Source organism: Winogradskya consettensis, assembly GCF_018332715.1.
GTDB lineage: Bacteria > Actinomycetota > Actinomycetes > Mycobacteriales > Micromonosporaceae > Actinoplanes > Actinoplanes consettensis.
This window is the reverse complement of the sequence record NZ_BOQP01000007.1, coordinates 194045-210532: the sequence shown is the minus strand read 5'-3', so window position 1 is coordinate 210532 and position 16488 is coordinate 194045. Positions and strand designations below refer to the sequence as shown.

The window sequence follows — 16488 nt, the reverse complement described above, 5'->3', positions numbered from 1 at the left end:
GTGGCGCGGTTCATCCACCATGGAACGAGGGGGGCGAGATGAGCACGCAGGGCACCCCGCTGCGACCGGAAGATCCCCGCCATATCGGGGCCTACCAGCTGATTTCGCGGCTCGGCGCGGGCGGCATGGGCGTGGTGTACGAGGCCCGCGCCGCCGACGGCCGCCGGGTGGCACTCAAGATCGTGCACGCCGACCTCGCCGAGGACCACGAGTTCCGCTCCCGGTTCCGCTCGGAGGTCACCCGGGCCCGGCAGGTGCCGCCGTTCTGCACCGCGGAGGTGCTCGACGCCGACCCGGACGCTCCCCGGCCGTACCTGGTCGTCGAGTTCGTCGACGGACCCTCGCTGGCCGACGACGTCGCCCGGCACGGGCCGGTGAGCGCGGCGAACCTGCACGGACTGGCGATCGGCGTCGCCACCGCGCTGGCCGCGATCCATGAGGCGGGGGTCATCCACCGCGACCTCAAACCGCACAACGTGCTGCTCGCCCCGGGCAGCCCCAAGGTGATCGACTTCGGCATCGCCCAGACCCTGGACCCGACCTCCCAGCACACCCGCACCGGCCAGATGGTCGGAACCGTCAACTACATGGCGCCGGAACGGTTCGGCGCCCCCGGTAGCCCGGTCACCACGGCAGCCGACGTGTTCGCCTGGGGATGCGTTATCGCGTACGCCGGTCAGGGCACCCCACCGTTCGACGCCGACTCCCCGCTGGGGGTCTTCGGCCGGATCCTGCACGGCGAACCCACCCTCGACGGGCTGGACGGACAACTGCACACGCTCGTCAAGCAGGCCCTCGACCCGGTCCCGGAGCTCCGGCCCACCGCCCGCGAACTGGTCGACGCGCTGCTCAGCCCCGGCACGGACGGGGTGCTGCGCGACGTGTTCGAGCGCCAGCCCGAGATGCGCACCGCCGTCCAGCAGGTCCGCGCCACACCCGCCGTCCCCCGGCCCCCGCGAACCGACCCGGTGATCCGCGGCCCCCGGGGATCCAAGGCCCTGATCGCCACGATCGCGGCCCTGGCACTCGCCCTCGCCGGCGGTCTCGGCTTCGTGGCCCGCACCGGCACCGGCTGGTTCGATACACCCGCCGCGGTGACCGAACCCTCGGCCAGACCCCCGGCCCTGGTCGTGCCCAGCGGCAGCGTCAAGGTCACCGACCCGCTGACCACCGCCGCCGGATGGGAGGCCTACGAGGTCGCGAACAACCGGACCTACTGCCGCTACGCCGACGGCCGGCTGCAGGTCCGCAACTTCCAGGACGGCAACTGGCACTGCGAAGGACCGGACCTGGACCTGACCGGCAGCTTTGCCCTGCAGGTCACCGGCCGGATCGAGCAGGCCGGCAGCTGCCTCAAGGTCTGGTTCGCCGAATCCTCCACCTGGCAGTACTCGCTCGACGTCTGCGAGGACGTCTGGCGGCTGATCGTCGCGGATCAGGGCCCGGGCGACGAACGCGTCGTGCGCGAATGGGGCGACAGCGCCACCGACGCCGGCAAGGACCTGCGCCTGCAGATGGTGGTGCAGAACGGCACCGTCCGGGTGGGCCACGACGATATCCTGATCGGCGACCACCGCATCGGGGAAGGCTTCGAGGGCCTGGACGAACTCGGCCTGACCAGCGCACCCGCCGTCGAACAGGGCCCCTTCAGCGTCTCCTACTCCAACGCCGAAATCCGCTCCATCCCCTGAGGGACGCCCTTGGCGTGCTTGTCGTGGTACATGCGGCGGTCCGCCGTACGCAGCAGGTCCGCGAAGCGTGCGTCGTCGTTCACGGGGCGGTGGGCGACGCCGACGCTGACTCCCACGCGTACGGTGCCGTCGCCGATCGGGACCGGGTCGGCGACGGCTCGTACCCATCGCCGGATCACCGTGTCGACCTCGTCGGCGGGCAGCCCGGGCAGGACGATGACGAACTCGTCGCCGCCGAGACGAACGAGCAGGTCCTCGGCGCGGAGCTGGCTCTGCAGCCGGGTGGCGACGGTCTTCAGGAGCAGGTCGCCGGCGTGGTGGCCGTACGTGTCGTTGACGGTCTTGAAGCCGTCGAGGTCGAGCAGCACCAGACTGACCGGGCCCGGCGGGAGTGCGGCTTCGTGTTCGTCGAGGGCGAGCCGGTTGGCGGTCCCGGTCAGGGTGTCGGTGCGGGCCTGACGGGTCATGGCCAGCCGGGCGTTCTGGAGTTCGGCGACGTAGCGGTCGAGGCTCCGCGCCTGGGCACCGGCGGTGGCGGATGCGACGAGCAGGACGGCGATCGCCAGGACCACGCCGGCGCCGTGCGGGGAGTCGGGCGCGCCTTCGCCGAGCAACGCCCCGGTGACCACGGCGGTCGCCACCACGGTCCACGCGATCAGAACACCCGTCAGCTTGTGCCGGGTCGAGGCCGACAGCAGGGCGAGCACCGCGCTCGGCCATAGCGGGACGCCGGCGACACTGTTGATGACCAGCACCGGTGCTGCCACGGCCAGGACGTCGAAGACGGTCTGCGCCGTCGCGACCCATCGGTAGCGGCCGTCGGAGAAATGGCGCAACCGGAGAACGGTCAGGGCCATGGCCGCGACCTGCAGTACGCCGATAGCCGCCGACACCTGTGCCAGGCTGGGATGCCAGGTGGTGTTCCACCGGACGTCGTCCGGTGGGCTGAGGGCAAGGGCTCCCATCAGGGCAACCACGCTCGCCCGGGACCACTGCACAACCCGTTCCAGGTCGTGGCGGTGGTCGACCTCTGATCTTCGCCCGCTCATCGCCACGCCCTCTCGCCATCGGCGCTGATCGGCCGGGGCGGGCGGGGCCTGAAGGTTCACGGGTGTGATCTGTCGTGCTTCAGGCGGGCCGGACAGCGCCGGCCGGCCCGCCTGAAGGGTCAGCGGATGGTGTAGCGGATGACGTCGGTGCGCAGCACGTCGCCGGACACCTTCACCGCGGCGAACGTGTGCCGGCCGTTCTTGAGGCCGGTGGCGCTGAACACCTTCTGCTGGGTGGAGCGGGTGGCGCTGTGGGTGTCGACCCGCTTGACGACCTTGCCGTCGAGGTAGATGTCGACCAGGCCCTGGTCGGGGCCGGTAGCGGTGATCCAGTCGACGGCGGTGCCGGTGAACGTGTACGACACCTTGTCGCCGTTGGTGGTGGTGGCGTGGACGTCGTCGAGGTGGTCGCCGCGGAACGCGAAGTCCAGCTGCGTCGCGCCGACCGGGAGGGTGGCGAGGTACGCCGAGCGCAGGGTCACCGTCGAGCCCGACAGCGTGTAGTCGGTGCCCGGCTTGAGAACGGTGCCGCCGAGCGAGACGCTGATGAACTCGGAGCCGGCGCGCAGCAGCTTCACCGGGACGTCGGCCGGGGCCTTGCGGTCGAACGATGCCGTCGGCGGGTCGAGGAGGCTGGGCTGCAGGACGTCGATGCGGTCGAGCAGCATGTACGAGCCGGACTTCTTGACGGCCATCAGGGTGTGGCTGCCGTCGGGCAGATCGGTCACGGTGAACACGGTCTGCTGGACGAGGCGGGGCTGGTCCTGGGTGCGGCCCGTGTTCACGGTCTTCACAAGCTGGCCGTCGAGGTAGATGTCGACGTCGCCCTGCGAGGTGTCCATCTCGGTGACGTACGAGACGCCGGTGCCGGTGAACGTGTACTGGAACGAGTCGCCGTTGCGTTCGGTGTAGTGGACGTTGTCGTTGTAGTCGCCGAGGCCGCGGCCGGTGCTCTGCGACCACGTGCCGGCGTACGTGATGGCCTGGTCGGTGTCGTCGTGGGTGATCGTGCGGACCGGGCCGGTCGTCGTCGGCGGGGCGGTGGTGCCGGTGTCGGTGACGCTCAGCGCGAGCGGCTGCGTGGTGGCGGCGACCTCGTTGCCGTTGTTGCGGGTCCAGGTGCCCTGGTAGTTCACGCGCAGGGCGTCGTCGTTGACGGCGAGGGTCGCGCCGGACTGCGGGGTGACCTTGAGCAGGCGTACGCCGTGGATCGGGACGTCGGCGGCGGTGAACTTCGTGGCGAAGCGGCCGAGGTCCTTGCGGGCCCACAGGTCGCGGACGGTGGCGGCGCCGGTCAGGCCGATGTCCGAGAAGTTCGCGGTGATGTCCTTGTTGGTGCGGCCCAGGTTGAACAGCGCGACCGTGTACGTGCCGTCGGCGTTGAGGGTGTACCAGATCGGCTGCTGCGACGACGCGGACACCGGACGCGCGGGGGTGCCGGCCTGGTCGACCGCGATCACTTCGGGGTTGGTGAGCAGGCTCAGCCCGTACGCGTCGAGGTTGGTCAGATCGTTGCCGGTGTAGAGCGGCGCCGCGGAGATCGCCCACAGGGTCATGGCACTGCGGCGCTCGTCGCGGGTCATGCCGTCCATGGCGCCGTTACCGACGTTGAGGGAGTCGAGGTCGTTCCAGCCGCCGTTGCCGCCGTTGCGCCACCAGGTCGCGAGGTCCGGGAACAGCCGGGCGACGTTCTGCCACTGGGTGAGGGCCTCGTTCGCGCAGTAGCACTCGACGTCCCAGTCGATGCGCCAGCCGTTGGCCTTCGAGCGCCAGTAGTCGGCGTACTTCGGGTCCAGCGCCCAGGACAGCTCGAACCAGATCTGGTGCTTCTTCAGCGCCGACGACCAGGCAGCGACGTCGTCGCGGGCGTCGAGGGACAGGTCACTGATCCCCGAGCCCGGGGTGACGCTGTCGAACTTGACGAAGTTGACGCCCCACTGGGCGAACAGGTCGACGATCGAGTCGATGTACTTCTGCGAGCACGGGTTCGTGAAGTCGATCCTGTAGCCGATGTTCCAGTAGTCGGCCTGCTGGGTCGGCTGCTTGACGATGTCGTGGGTGGTGCAGCCGGGGGCGCCGGCGACCGGGAGGCTCGCCTCGTACACGGCGGGGGAGATGCCCGGGATCATGTAGAGGCCGAACTTCTGGCCGTTGCCGTGGATGTGGTCGATGACCTTCTGCAGGCCCTGGGGATACAGCGTGGCGCTGGGTTTCGGGCGTCCGTTGGCGTCGACGCCGTCGTTCCAGCCGGCGTCGACGTTGAGGTAGTTGTAGCCGTACTTCTGCAGCTTGGTGTGCATCGCGTCGGACTGCTTGATGAGCTGGTCGGCGGTGATCCACTTACCGTTGCCGGAGTAGACCTGCATGCTGTAACTGCTCCAGCCCATGTACGGCCGGGTCGCCCACGGGTCGGGGGTCGACGCGGACGGCACGCTGGACGTCGTGGCGGCTGCCGGTGGGGCGCCGGCTCCGGGCGAGGGGTTGGGGGCGGCCTGCGCCGGGTCGGAGATGGTGACGCTCAGAAGTAGGAGCAGGGCTGCTGCCGTACGTTTACCTATCACGGTTTTCCTCCTGATTTCGGGGACGGCGGAGCACCGGCCGGGGGGAGTGACCCGGCCGGGTGGACGTGCTGCAGGGAGGTCAGGCGATCTTTGGGGAGGTCAGGCGGCGACGAACGCCTGGATGCTGACGGTGGCGGCGCCGCGTGCCCACTGCTCGAAGGGCAACGGCCGGACGGAGAGCGGGCACTGCGCGACGGCACCGAAGGCCTGGCGCTGGAAGCCCGCCCGGATGTGTGGCTCGAACAGGTCGTACGCGGACAGCCCCTCGCCGGAGACCACGATCCGTGACGGCCCGACCAGGTTCGCGACCGCGGCGATCCCCGACCCGATCGCGTCCCCGGCCCGGGCGAAGACGGCGCCGACCGCGGTGTCGCCCGCCCGGGCCAGCGTGACCGCCTCCTCGAAGGTCAGCCCTGGACGCCCGACGGCCCGCACGATGGCGTCGGTGCCCGCGATGGCCTCGACGCAGCCGCGGCCGCCGCAGTGGCAGGCGGGACCGTTCACGTCGACGCCGACGTGGCCGATCTCCCCGGCGACGCCGTGGGCACCGGAGACGAGCCGGCCGTTGACGACCAGGCCGCAGCCGATGCCACTGCCCACGGTGACCAGCGCGAACGACTCCGCGCCGACGCCCTCACCGAACCAGTGCTCCGCGGTGGTCAGCGCCTTCACGTCGTTCTCGACGGTGACGGTCAGCGAGGTGTTCTTCTCGGCAAGATCTTGCAGTGGTACGTCGTGCCAGTGCAGGAACGGCGAATAGCGCACGAGGCCGGTGGCGCGGTCGACATCACCGGAGACGGCCAGGCCGAGCCGCCGGGTCCGGGCCCGATAGTCGCCGGGGCCGTCGAGCAGCTCGTCGACGAGGTGGCCGAGCTCGGTCAGGACGTGGTCGACGTCGGTGTGCGGCAGGGGACGGTGGGCGGAGGCCCGGACCTGCGCGCCGAGATCGCAGACCACACCGATCAGCTCGTCGGCCGTGATCTTGACACCGACGAAGAACTCCCGGTCCGCGCAGATCGCCAGGGGGCTGGCCGGGCGCCCCGCGCCGGGGCCGGAGCGCTCGGTCGCGGCGAGTTCCTGCAGGTAGCCCTGCTCGATGAGGGGCCGCGCAGCCTTGGTGACGGCGGCTTGTGACAGCCCCAGCCGCCGGGCGAGGGCGACACGGCTGAGTGGACCTTCGGTCAGGACCGTGGTCAGTACGGCGGTCATGGCCGGTGCGACGGATTCGGCCTCGGGGAACATGGCCGAAACGTAGGCCCCATTACTTTCCCGAGTCAAGTATTGACTTTCCCTGGGCGTCCGATGTGGATTCCAGGGACGTCCGCGCTGGTCGGAGTGGGACAGGGTGGGGACGAGCCTAGGGTCAAACGCTGACTTAAATCAATACTTGACGAAGGAAATTATTGAGCCTAGGTTTCGGCCATGTTTCCCGAGGTCGACAGCGGACGACCCGTCCGGCCGGCACGGCACCCCGGCATCCCGGTGCCCCGGCGCAGCCGATGGTCCCAGGCACAACGGGCCTGGCGGGCGCACTGGCAGCTGTACCTGCTGGTGATCGTGCCGCTGGCCTACTTCGTCATCTTCAAGTACATCCCGATGGCCTTCAACGTCATCGCGTTCAAGGACTACAGCCCGGTCCTGGGCCCGTGGGACAGCCCATGGGTGGGCCTGCGCAACTTCGAGCAGCTGTTCAACAACCCGGTCTTCGCCACCCTGCTGAAGAACACCTTCATCCTGGCGTTCTACCTGGTCCTGGCGAGCTTCCCGATCCCGATCCTGCTCGCGATCGGGCTCAACGAGATCAGCAACGGCTGGTTCAAACGTACGGTGCAGATGGTCACCTACGCCCCCTACTTCATCTCCACCGTCGTGGTCGTCTCGATGACGATCCTGCTGCTGTCACCGCAGGTCGGCCTCGTCAGCAAGGGACTCGGCCAGGTCGGCGTCGGCCCGATGAACCTGCTCGCCGAGCCGGACTTCTTCCGCCACATCTACGTCTGGACCGACGTCTGGCAGACAGCGGGCTACTCGGCCGTCATCTACCTGGCCGCACTGGCCGGCATCGACCCCGCGCTGCACGAGGCAGCCAAGATCGACGGCGCCGGGCGGCTGCAGCGGATCTGGAACGTCGACCTGCCCGGCATCATGCCGACCGCGGTGATCATGTTGATCCTCGGCGTCGGCAACATGATGGCGATCGGATTCGAGAAGGCCTACCTGCTGCAGAACAACCTCAACCTCGCCCAGTCCGAGATCATCCCGACGTACGTCTACAAGACCGGCCTGGTCAACGCGGACTTCAGCATGGCCACCGCCGTGGGCCTGTTCAACTCAGTGATCAACCTCTGCCTGCTGCTGGCGGTCAACTTCGCCGCCAAGCGGGTCACCGGGAACGGATTGTGGCGATGAGCACGACGAGAATCCGCGAACCGTTCCGCGACCGGCTCTCCCTGATCGTCATCAGGATCATGCTCGCCGTGGTGCTCGGCCTGGTCCTGCTACCCCTGGTCTACATCGTCGCCAGCTCGTTCAGCAGCCCCGCCGCGGTCAACGCCGGCCGGGTCAGCTTCTGGCCGGTCGAGTTCTCGCTCGACGCGTACCGCGCGGCCCTGAGCAACTCCGAGGTCCTGCGCGGCTACTACAACTCGCTGATCTACGCGGTGGCCGGCACGGCGATCAGTGTCTCCCTGACGGTTGCCATCGCGTACCCGTTGTCCCGCAAGTCGTTCTACGGCCGCAACGTGGTGATGACCCTGCTCATCTTCACCATGCTGTTCTCCGGCGGGCTGATCCCGACCTACATGGTCGTGCACGACCTCGGCATGCTCAACACCCGCTGGGCCCTGCTGATCCCCGGCGCGATCGGTGTCTGGCAGGTCATCATCGCCCGTACGTTCTTCGCCAACTCCATCCCCGACGAGCTCTACGAGGCGGCGGCGCTGGACGGCGCGAGCGACCTGCGGGTGCTGCGCTCGGTGGTGCTGCCGCTGTCGAAACCGCTGCTCGCCGTCCTCGCCCTGATGTACACGATCTACCAGTGGAACACCTACTTCGACGCCCTGGTGTATCTCAAGGACCCCGATCTGTTCCCGCTGCAGATCGTGCTGCGCAACATCCTCATTCTCAACACCCCCCGCACCGGCGCCATCGACCTCGCGGAATCGATGCGCCAGCAACAGCTCGCCAATGTTCTTCGCTACGCGCTCATCGTCATCTCGAGCCTGCCCGTTCTGATCATCTACCCGTTCGTCGCGCGCTACTTCACCAAGGGCGTGATGGTCGGCGCGGTCAAGGGCTGACGCACACCATGAATGGACCAGTCATGACAATAAGATCCCCCCGATTCAAACTGGCCGTCGTCGCGGCCGCCGCGGCACTGGTCGCGGCGGGCTGCAGCTCCAGCGACACCGACGACGCCCCCAAGGCGAAGATGGACGGCGACAAGGTCGTCATCACGGTGCTGGCCCCCGCCGACCCGGACAAGAAGCTCGACACCAACGCGATCACCACGCTGCTCAGCGACAAGTACAAAATCAAGTTCCAGTTCGACACCACCACCATGGACGGCGGGCCGGCCAAGGAGAAACGCCAGATCGCGATCACCAGCGGCGACTACCCGGACATGTTCCTGCTGATCCCGTATGTCGACGCGTTCACCAAGACCGAGGTCCAGAAACTCGGCCAGCAGGGCGTCGCCGTACCCCTCGAAGATCTGATCAAGGAGAACGCGCCGAACCTGCAGAAGGCACTGGACGCCAACCCCGTACTCAAGGCGATGTCGACCGCACCGGACGGTCACATCTACGCCCTGCCGCAGTGGTCCGACTGCTACCACTGCACGTACTGGAACAAACTCTGGCTCAACTCCGCCTGGCTCAAGAAGCTGAACCTGCCGATGCCGAAGACCACCGAGGAACTGCGGACGGTCCTGCGGGCCTTCAAGACGCAGGACCCGAACGGCAACGGCAAGGCCGACGAGATCCCGCTGACCACCGACGCGCAGGACAGCACGCTGATCGGCTACCTGATGGGCGCGTTCGCCTACGCCCCGTTCGGCGCCAGCAACGGCATCCCGTCGCTGCTGCAGCTCAACGGCGACACCGTGGAGACCCCGGTCGACAAGCCGGAATGGCGCGAGGGCCTCAAATACATCAACTCGCTCTACCAGGAGGGCCTGATCGACCAGGCCTCCTTCACCCAGAACGCCGAAGCGCTGCAGGCTACCGGCAACGACCCCGCCGCCGTCAAGATCGGCGCCTCCCCGGTGCTCTACCCCGGCATCTTCGTCCAGCTCGGCTCCAAGGACGGCCGCGACAAGCAGTACGACGCCGCACCTCCGCTGACCGGTCCCTCGGGCGCGAGCTACACGGCGTACAACAACCCGACCTCGACCGGCTACACCTTCATGCTGACCAACAAGTCCAGCAAAGAGGCCCGGATCGCCGCCCTCAAGATGCTCGACTACATCTACACCGACGAGGGCCAGCTCATCGTCAACGCCGGCCCGGAAGGCGTCGGCTGGGTCAAGCCCGCCGCCGGCGACATCGCCCTCGACACCACCGTCAAGCCGACCTGGAAGTCCCTGCCATCGGCGAACGTCCCGAAGAACTCCACCTGGGACTCCCTCGGGCAGTACAACGTCACCCTCGCCCTGCGCAACGCCCAGGCCGTCCCGAAGGACATCTACGCCGAGACCGGCCTCGAACGGCGCCTGTTCGAAGCATCCAAGCTCTACGAGCCGCACGTCGACAAGGCCAAGGTCTACCCCGAGGCACAGGTCTGGGCCGACCCGAGCACGGTCTCGGAGATGGGCACCCTGAAGACCAACCTCGACAGCTACGTCAGCCAGGGCGAACTCGCGTTCATCACCGGCACCAAGAAAATCGACACCGACTGGGACACCTGGGTCCAGGGCCTCGACGGCATCGGCATGAAGCGCTACCTCGAACTCAACCAGCAGGCCTACGACAAGTACAGGTCCGGCAAGTAACGCACGCCGCCCGGCCGGCCGATAATGGCCGGCCGGGCAATAGATTTGCTTCTCCGCGCGCCGTCGGTAATATCTCCACGCTTTTGCTTGCAACGGGGAGGAAGACCACATGCGACTGAAGTTGGCGGCCGGCGTGGTAATGGCGCTGGCCTTTTTGATTCCGGCGGCACCGGCTATGGCCCGGGCGGAAACGCCCGGGCTGAACGAGTCCTGTCAGACGGTTGAACGCAAGGTGTACAAAGATATTCGTGATTTGATGACCATCGATCTGGACACCGCCACGGATGTGCAGGTGCGGGTATTGACCGCCCAGATTCTGTCCGTGGCAAAGGCCGAATCGTTGCCCGTTCTGCCGCCGGCGATTCAGGACCGGCTGGACGGCACCCCCGAGGACCTGCGGGCATTCCTCAAGTCGGACCTGCAGAAGGCCTGGACGACGGACCTGCGGATCTCGGTGGTCCGGACCCTGACGAGCGCGGGCACCAACGTCAAGGCCGCCGCGCAGAAGGTGCTCGACAACGGCACCATCGACACCTACATGACCTACCTCAACGACGGCCTGTACGCCGCCCGCGAGCTCGACTGCGCGGCACAGCCGTCACCGTCCCAGCCCACACCCTCTGAGCCCACGCCGTCATCGAGCGTCGCGCCCAGCGCCTCAGAGCCCGCTGTCGGGTTCCCGTCGTCGTCCGCCAGCGCGGGCAGTTCCGATGGCGAAGGTGGCGGGCTGCCCGTGACCGGTGCTGCCACCGGGACCGTGGCCGGCGTCGGCGGTGCGCTTCTGGTCATCGGCGGTGCCGGTTACCTGATCGGACGCCGGCGCCGCTCCCGGTTTGTGGCGTAACTGATCGACGCGCCCGGCTCGGCGAGTCGAGCCGGGCGCATCGGCGCGACCGGAACGGGCAGGTGAGGACCGTGCGGGCGGGGGAGTCCGACGAGGACATACTGGTTCCGCCTGACGTCTGGCGGGCGCGGCTGCATCTGCGGCGTGGTGGTTGGTTCACCGAGAAGCCGGTCCCGCTGCCCGCGGCGAAGGTCACCGCGTTCCTCCGCCGGTACGCCGGCCCGGCCAGGGAGGTGCTGGCCCGCCCGGAGACCGAGCCCGAGCTGGCCGAGGCCGGCCGGATCGCGCTCGACGACACGGACCGGACGGGCGCGCTCGGGGTGGCAGTCGTCGTCGCGGCCGTCGGCGACGCGGCTCCCTGGCAGAAGATCGGCACAGCGGTGGCGTCGGCCGAGCTGTGGGCGTCCCGGCGGGGTCTCGCGATCGCGTCCGAGGCCGCGGTGTTGCTGGCCGGGCTGTATGCGCGGGGCTCGGTGCGGCGCAGGACGCCTGACCAGCACGCCTACCCGAGGCCTTATCACGGCTGGGTCGACGCGCAGACCCACTTCAGCACCGGGGTCCGCGCCCGGCTCGCGACGGGCGGCGATGACGAGCGTGCGGCGGCCGAGGCGGCGATCGCGCCGTATCGGCGAGACGGCACCCCGCTGCAGCGGCTGATGACCTCGTTCCTGGTCCCCGACCGGGAGGACTGGCTGGTGGAGGATCTGGCCTGGGTGGCGACCGCTCACCTGCCGTGGGGCGTGGGCGTGCCGTTGCTGCTGTCCTCGGTGCGCACCGTCGCGCAGCTGGAGAGCGCCGTGGCCGTGCTGGATCCGAAGAGCCTGGACCGGTCCGGGCCGACGCTGCCGTCGCTGGTCGAAGGTCTCGGCGCGGAGGCCCTGCCGACGCTGCTGCGCTGCTACGACACCGGCGACGTGGCGGACATCGTTGCGGTGCTGCCCACCGACGCCGCGTTCCAGGCGCTGATCGACCGGTGCACGCTGCCGGCATTACGGGACGCGGCCGAGCGCTACCCGCACCGCGCGGTGCGACTGCTCGCCCTGTCGGACGTCAAGGAGATGCGGGCCGAGCTGCACGCGCACGTGGTCCGGCATCCCGAGGTTGCCGAAGCGGTCCTGCCGGCGTTGTCCGGGTCGGCGGCGCAACGGGTACGGGCCGCGCTGGGGCCCCTCGCCGGGGTCCGGGACGCTCCTGCGGACCGGCTGCCCCCGTTTCTGGTCAGCCCGTCGTGGGCCGGAGCACGCCCCGCGCGCAAGCCGGTCGCGGGCCTGACGGCGGAATTCCCGGCCCAGGTGCACTGGCTGCCCGGCGAACGTGACCGGCACCTGCACCGGGGCGATGTCCACGACAGCCTCACGCAGACGGCCGACCTCGACCGGGGCGAGTGGGAACGGCTGGCGCGGGACGTCCTGGGCCGGGCCGTCGGCCTGTCGGAGCTGTTCGTGACCGGGCCCGCCCATCTGGTCCTGCCGCTGCTGGACGAGGGGAAGTCCCCCGACCTGTGGCTGCTGGACGACTGGCTGCCGCAGGTCCTGGCCCGCTTCGGCACGGACGCGCTGCCCTTGGCGGTGCGGGTCGCCCCGCAGACCCCGGCTGTCGTGGCGCCGATGCTGCTGCCGTTCACCAGCCCGGCGGTGGCCGCGCTGATGGCCGGCTGGTTCCGGACGAAGACGATACGTGCGGTGGCCCACGAATGGCTGCTGCGCCATCCGGGCGCCGCTGCCCGGGGACTGATCCCGGCCGCGCTGGGCAGCAACGCCAGCAGACGGTCCCGTGCGGAGGCCGCGCTGCTCGCCGTGGCAGCGGGCGGTAACCAGCAGACGGTGCTGGAAGCCGCCACCGGGTACGGTCCGGAAGCTGCGACCGCCGTCACGGCACTGCTGGGCGACGACCCGCTGTGGGCCGCGCCCGCGACGGTGCCCGAGGTCGGCGCGTGGGCCGACCCGGTCACTCTGCCGCGAATCGCCCTGCGTGACGGCTCCGGGGTGCTGCCGGTCGCGTCCGTGCGGCATCTGCTGACCATGCTGGCGCTTTCCAGGCTGGGTGAGCCCTCTCCGGGCGTGACGATTGCTCAGCGGGTCCTTCAGCCCCGGGACCTGGCCGAGTTCGGCTGGGCCGTGTTCGAGCGCTGGCGTGCGGACGGGATGCCGTCGAAGGACGGCTGGGCGCTGGACGTGCTGAGCCTGACCGGTGACGACGAGACGGTGCGCCGGCTCGTGCCGGTGATCCGGGCCTGGCCGGGGGAGGCCGGCCATGCCCGCGCCGTCACGGGCCTGGACGTGCTCGCGGTGCTCGGTACGGATCTGGCGCTGATGCACCTGCACGGGATCGCGCAGAAGGCGAAGTTCGTCGCGCTGCGGGAGGCGGCCGCGACGAAGATCGCCCATGTCGCTACCGCGCGGGGTCTCTCCGAGGACGATCTCGCGGACCGGCTGGTGCCAGCTCTGGGGCTGGCCGCCGACGGCACGCTCCGGCTCGACGACGGCTCACGATGGTTCACGGTGGGCTTCGACGATCAGCTGATGCCGTACGTGTCGGACGAGTCCGGACGCCGTCTGAAGGCGCTGCCGAAGGGTGCTCCGGCGGCCCGGGCCCGCTTCTCCGCGATGCGCAAGGACGTCCGCACGATCGCCGCCGGCCAGCTGACCCGTCTGGAGCTGGCGATGATCACCGGCCGCCGCTGGACCGGAGCGGGTTTCCGGGCACACCTCGCCGGCCACCCGCTGCTCCGGCAGATCGTCCGGCGCCTGATCTGGGGTGTCTACGACGACGACACCCTCGTGCACAGCTTCAGGGTGGCCGAGGACGGCACCTTCGCGGATGTGACCGACGACCTGCTGCCCGCCGCGGACGACGCCGTGATCGGCCTGCCGCACCCGGTGGAGCTGGGTGCGGCCGTCGACCGCTGGTCCCAGGTGCTCGAGGACTACCGGATCGGCCAGCCGTTCGCGCAGCTCAGCCGCGAGGTGTTCACGCCGACCGGCACAGGACGCGACCGGTCGGCGAAACCACCGCTGTGCACCCGGTGACCGCCTCGGAACTGATGCGCGACCTGCGCACGCTGACCGGCTGACGTTCATCGTTGTTCGTGCCAGACCGAGTCGCCCGCGTCCCAGGTGACGTCGGTGATGGTGTCCTGGTAGCGGATGCGGGCCCGAGTGGCCCTGGCGGCGTGGATGCGGGCCTCGTGCAGGTGGCCGTCGCGCCAGGTCAGGTCGACGGTGAAGCCGCCGCGGGCGCGCAGGCCGCGGACCGAGCCGTCGCGCCACGTGGATGGCAGCGCGGGTAGCAGCTCGAGCTCCTCGCCGTCGGACTGGAGGAGCATTTCGGCGATCGCGCCGGTGCCGGCGGCGTTGCCGTCGAAGGAGTAGATGTTCTGGGCGGCGCCGGCGATGCCGCCGGCGGAGTAGCTGAGCAGGTTCGTCTCGCTGGCGTCGCCGATCAGCCGGGACACGTGGGTCAGGGCCTTGTCGCCGTCGAGCAGGCGGGCGTAGAAGGCAGCGAAGTTGGCCTCGCCCCACTCGGTCTGCTCCCAGCCGGCCGCCTGCTGGCGGCGCTCGATGATGACCGCGGCGGCGCGGGCCAGCTCCGGGGTGCCGCGCGGGGTGATCTGGCGTTCGGGGAACACCGCGCACAGGTGGGCGGTGTGGCGGTGGGCGGGGTCCGACTCGTCGAAGTCGTCGAGCCATTCCTGCAGCTGGCCGTGGCGGCCGATCCGGAACGGTGACAGCCGAAGCCGGGCCGCTTCAGCCCGCGTACGCAGGTCGGGGTCGATGTTGAGGATGGTGGCCGCCTGGGCACAGATCCGCAGGATCGCCTCGGCGAAGACGCGGTCGGCGGTGGTGCCCATCGCCACCGAGCAGGGTGTGCCGTCCGGGGCGAGGTACCAGTTCTCCGGGGACTCCGACGGGCCCGCCACCAGCCAGCCGTGGACCGGGTGGGGTGTCAGGTACGACAGCATGAACAGCGCCGCGTCCCGCAGGACCGGGTACGCCTGCTCCCTCAGGTACGCCTCGTCGAGGTGGTACTCGTAGTGCTCCCACAGCTGCAGGGCGATCCACGCGCCGCCCGTGACGTTCATGCCCCAGCCGATGCCGGCGCCCGGCGCGGAGTAGCCCCACGCGTTCGTGACCGTGTGCGCGACCCAGCCGTCCGCGCCGTACATGTCCCGTGCTGTGCTGCGGCCCGCCTGGGCGAGGTTCTGCACGAACCGGACCAGCGGGGCGTGGCATTCGGCGAGGTTGCCCGACTCGGTGGCCCAGTAGTTCTGCTGGGTGTTGATGTCGAGGTGGAAGTCGTTGGACCAGCCCATGCTGCTGGCGAACCCGTCGTTCCAGACACCTTGTAACGCCAGCGGCAGCGGTGAGTCCTCGCGGGAACCCGCGATGGTCAGGTAGCGGCCGTATTGGAAGTACAGGGCGATCAGGTCGTCGTCGCGCTCACCCCGGGCGAAACGCTCCCGGCGTACGTCGGTGGGGAGCTCGACGGGATCGCCCAGGTCGATCGACACCCGCCGCATCAGGCGCTGGTGGTCGGCGATGTGCGCGGCGCGCAACGTGTCGTATTCAATAACCCCGATCGAGGCCCGTGCCGACGGATCCGCACCTGCCCAGTCGGTGCCGACTGCTATGAGTACGACGACCACGTCCGCGCCGTTGATAGTGACCGTGCCGGCGTCGTCGTGCGCCAGCGTCCCGCCGTCGAGCTCGAACCGGACCCGGATCTCGACGGCGGTGCCCTGTTTTCCGTCGCTGTGCAGACTTTCGACGGCGCGGCCGCGGAACACCAGGCCGTCCGTCGTGCTGGTGGTCCCGCCGTCCAGCACGGTGTCGTCGAGGGCGGCCGTGAAGCTGACGGACGCGGGGTGGTCCGCGGTGAGGCGCATGGCGATCACACCGTGGGGATGGGAGGCGAAGCTTTCGCGTACCCGCCGGATCTGACCTTGATCGAATTCCACGCGGACCAGGCCGGTGTCGAGATCGAGGGTGCGACGGTAGTTGCCGGCCGGCTCGCCGGTCTCGTCCTGGGCGAAGCCGAGGCGCAGCCGGGGGAGCGGCATGTTGGTCCCGAACGATTCCGGGTAGCCGGGCAGATGCTCCGCCGCCAGCCGCTGGGCCTGCCCGTACTCTCCGTCGAAGAGCAGCTTGCGGATCGCCGGTAGCTCACGCAGCGCAGTCGGGCTCACATCACTGTCCGAAGGCGCGCCGGACCAGGCGGTCGACTCGGACAGGCGGATGATCTCGGTGCCGACCCCGCCGTGGACCATGCCGCCGAGCCGGCCGTTACCGATCGGCAGCGCCTCGAACCAGCGTTCCGCCGGCCGGTCGTAGAACAGAACGCTGGAAGCCATCGG

At 69.5% G+C, this 16488-nt stretch carries 10 protein-coding genes; 6 read left to right on the top strand and 4 right to left on the bottom strand.

Annotated features, from left to right (window positions below):
• Nucleotides 1-38 precede the first annotated feature (38 nt).
• Complete coding sequence (locus tag Aco04nite_RS08495) at nucleotides 39-1691, top strand: serine/threonine protein kinase (RefSeq protein ID WP_212996632.1); 1653 nt, start codon at nucleotides 39-41, stop codon at nucleotides 1689-1691.
• Here Aco04nite_RS08495 and Aco04nite_RS08490 read toward each other — a convergent pair.
• From Aco04nite_RS08490 to Aco04nite_RS08480, 3 genes are all read right to left on the bottom strand, one after another.
• The gene (locus Aco04nite_RS08490) at nucleotides 1658-2740 is read right to left on the bottom strand and encodes a GGDEF domain-containing protein (RefSeq protein WP_212996631.1); all 1083 of its coding nucleotides are present in this window, start codon (nucleotides 2738-2740) and stop codon (nucleotides 1658-1660) included. The two genes, Aco04nite_RS08495 and Aco04nite_RS08490, sit on opposite strands and share 34 nt — an antisense overlap.
• A gap of 119 nt (nucleotides 2741-2859) precedes the next feature.
• Nucleotides 2860-5301 carry a X2-like carbohydrate binding domain-containing protein gene (locus tag Aco04nite_RS08485; protein WP_244875822.1) on the bottom strand — a complete coding sequence of 814 codons (2442 nt, stop codon included), beginning with the start codon at nucleotides 5299-5301 and terminating at the stop codon, nucleotides 2860-2862.
• 99 nt (nucleotides 5302-5400) lie between these two features.
• Nucleotides 5401-6543, bottom strand: a complete 1143-nt coding sequence (locus Aco04nite_RS08480) for an ROK family transcriptional regulator (protein ID WP_212996630.1) — start codon at nucleotides 6541-6543, stop codon at nucleotides 5401-5403.
• Between the two features lie 180 nt (nucleotides 6544-6723).
• On the opposite strand from Aco04nite_RS08480, the gene Aco04nite_RS08475 reads away from it, so the two are divergent.
• From Aco04nite_RS08475 to Aco04nite_RS08455, 5 genes are all read left to right on the top strand, one after another.
• On the top strand, nucleotides 6724-7710 hold the full coding sequence (locus tag Aco04nite_RS08475; RefSeq protein ID WP_212996629.1) for an ABC transporter permease: 987 nt from the start codon (nucleotides 6724-6726) through the stop codon (nucleotides 7708-7710).
• Entirely contained in the window at nucleotides 7707-8600 is an 894-nt protein-coding gene (locus Aco04nite_RS08470; protein WP_212996628.1) for a carbohydrate ABC transporter permease, read from the top strand. Before Aco04nite_RS08475 ends, Aco04nite_RS08470 begins: the two co-directional genes overlap by 4 nt.
• A gap of 23 nt (nucleotides 8601-8623) precedes the next feature.
• The gene (locus tag Aco04nite_RS08465; RefSeq protein WP_244875821.1) at nucleotides 8624-10291 is read left to right on the top strand and encodes a type 2 periplasmic-binding domain-containing protein; all 1668 of its coding nucleotides are present in this window, start codon (nucleotides 8624-8626) and stop codon (nucleotides 10289-10291) included.
• A 109-nt stretch (nucleotides 10292-10400) separates the two neighbouring features.
• Nucleotides 10401-11135 carry an ALF repeat-containing protein gene (locus Aco04nite_RS08460; protein WP_212996627.1) on the top strand — a complete coding sequence of 245 codons (735 nt, stop codon included), beginning with the start codon at nucleotides 10401-10403 and terminating at the stop codon, nucleotides 11133-11135.
• Nucleotides 11136-11197: 62 nt separating this feature from the next.
• Entirely contained in the window at nucleotides 11198-14164 is a 2967-nt protein-coding gene (locus Aco04nite_RS08455; protein WP_212996626.1) for a DUF4132 domain-containing protein, read from the top strand.
• Nucleotides 14165-14211: 47 nt separating this feature from the next.
• On the opposite strand, the gene Aco04nite_RS08450 is transcribed toward Aco04nite_RS08455, so the two are convergent.
• Nucleotides 14212-16485 (bottom strand): glycoside hydrolase family 95 protein, encoded by a 2274-nt coding sequence (locus Aco04nite_RS08450; protein WP_212996625.1) that lies wholly within the window; start codon nucleotides 16483-16485, stop codon nucleotides 14212-14214.
• Nucleotides 16486-16488: the final 3 nt, after the last annotated feature.

Coding starts and splice junctions, on each gene's coding strand:
- Aco04nite_RS08495 (WP_212996632.1), top strand. CDS start 39: ATGAGCACGCAGGGCACCCCGCTGCGACCGGAAGATCCCCGCCATATC.
- Aco04nite_RS08490 (WP_212996631.1), bottom strand. CDS start 2,740: ATGAGCGGGCGAAGATCAGAGGTCGACCACCGCCACGACCTGGAACGG.
- Aco04nite_RS08480 (WP_212996630.1), bottom strand. CDS start 6,543: ATGTTCCCCGAGGCCGAATCCGTCGCACCGGCCATGACCGCCGTACTG.
- Aco04nite_RS08475 (WP_212996629.1), top strand. CDS start 6,724: ATGTTTCCCGAGGTCGACAGCGGACGACCCGTCCGGCCGGCACGGCAC.
- Aco04nite_RS08470 (WP_212996628.1), top strand. CDS start 7,707: ATGAGCACGACGAGAATCCGCGAACCGTTCCGCGACCGGCTCTCCCTG.
- Aco04nite_RS08465 (WP_244875821.1), top strand. CDS start 8,624: ATGACAATAAGATCCCCCCGATTCAAACTGGCCGTCGTCGCGGCCGCC.
- Aco04nite_RS08460 (WP_212996627.1), top strand. CDS start 10,401: ATGCGACTGAAGTTGGCGGCCGGCGTGGTAATGGCGCTGGCCTTTTTG.
- Aco04nite_RS08450 (WP_212996625.1), bottom strand. CDS start 16,485: ATGGCTTCCAGCGTTCTGTTCTACGACCGGCCGGCGGAACGCTGGTTC.